This is a genomic window from Microbispora sp. H10836 (assembly GCF_012999525.1).
GTDB lineage: Bacteria > Actinomycetota > Actinomycetes > Streptosporangiales > Streptosporangiaceae > Microbispora.
Map to the genome: position 1 here is coordinate 1 of NZ_JABBWU010000059.1, position 1,469 is coordinate 1,469.

Annotated in this window: 1 protein-coding gene; it reads left to right on the top strand. The window is 67.9% G+C overall.

Going from position 1 to position 1,469, the window contains the following annotated elements:
* Nucleotides 1–218: 218 nt before the first annotated feature.
* Nucleotides 219–1,451 (top strand): hypothetical protein, encoded by a 1,233-nt coding sequence (locus tag HHX30_RS40220; RefSeq protein WP_169989198.1) that lies wholly within the window; start codon nt 219–221, stop codon nt 1,449–1,451.
* The last annotated feature ends 18 nt before the right edge of the window (nt 1,452–1,469 follow it).

Below are 1,469 nucleotides of genomic sequence, written 5' to 3' on the forward strand. Positions count from 1 at the left end.
GACCGCAAGCCTGCTGACCACAACGGCCGAAACCCTCCCCGGCGCAGCCTGCCGATCGTTTTCTTGCCGCCCCTTTGACCAGCGGAAGGACCCCTCGTTTCACGGGCTCATCCTTTGCCCTGCCTTGGCGGACCACGCCGACGTCGTGCGGCCTGCACTCGGCCGCCCGGTGTCTAAAGTGACGCGACGTGCCGAATCCCGCGCGGAAGTGATTGCCTGTGGAGTACCTAGTCGTCGTCGCGACCGCGCTGATGCTCGCCGTCCTGGTCCAGGTGGGCTTCGCCTCCGGCCGAGCGCGGGTGCTCCTGGTGCTGGCCGCGGCGTTCGCCGCCCGGCTGGCCGTCCACGTCCTCGTGCTGCGCGGCGGCCTCCTGGAGTACGGCGGAGACAACTACATCTACGAGTCCCGGGCCTTCGAGGTCGTCGCCTACTGGAAGGTCCACGGCCTGTCCTTCGTCACCTCCGAACAGATCGCCGACCTCTACTCGGTCTCGGTGCCGTGCAACGTGTTCGCCCTGGTCATCTACCTGTGCGGTGGTCCCGCCACGCTGGCGTGCACGTCGGTCGTGGCGCTGGTCGCCTGTGCGACGGCGGTGGCGATGTACCGGTTCGCGAGGGTGATCGGGGCGGACGAGCGCGCCGCTTTCCGGCTCCTCGTCGTGACGGCGTTCCTGCCCGTCTTCCTCCTGCACACCTCCGACATGTTCAAGGACGGCTTCAACGCGTTCCTCATCGTCGCCTGCCTCGGCCTGGCGGCGTCGAACGTGCGCCGGTTCGACGTACGCAAGCTGCTGCTGCTCGCGCCGCTGCTGTGGGCGTTGTGGAACGTCCGGCCGTACATGGTGTTCATGTGCGCGCTGCCTCTGTTCCTGGGCGCCGTTGGGGCCAGGCGCGCTCTCTCCCTGACCGGCCTGGCCCTCCTGGTGGGGTTGCTGACGCCCGTCCTGGTCTTTCCCGGCGCGACGGAGAACTCGGCGGTCGTCGCGATGCAGGAGCAGTTGGAGCGCGGGCAGTCGCAGAGCGTCCGCATCTCCAACGCGCAAGGCGGCTCCGGCGTCGTCTTCGACGACGGGGGGAACGCGTGGAACGCGCTCCTGCCCAAGGTGCTCTACACGTTGCTCTCGCCGTTTCCGTGGACTGGCGGCAGCATGACCCTGCAGATCGCCAAGCTGGACACCCTCCTGTGGTACCTGCTGCTCTTCCACGGCATGCGAGGGTTCCGCCTGCTGTGGAGACACGCACGCAAGATGGCGTTGATACTGGCGCTCTTCGCCGCGCCGTGCACGATCGTGTACGCGACGACCATGTCGAACATGGGCCTCATCTACCGGCAGCGGTTGCCGATCGTTCTGGTCGTGAGCCTGCTGGCCGCGGCCAGCTGGTCGAGGGCGCGGCCCCGGGAAGCAGCCGAACCCGCGGAGGCGACAGCCGACGCGCTTTCCCATCGATAGCACGAGCCGGGAACTTCT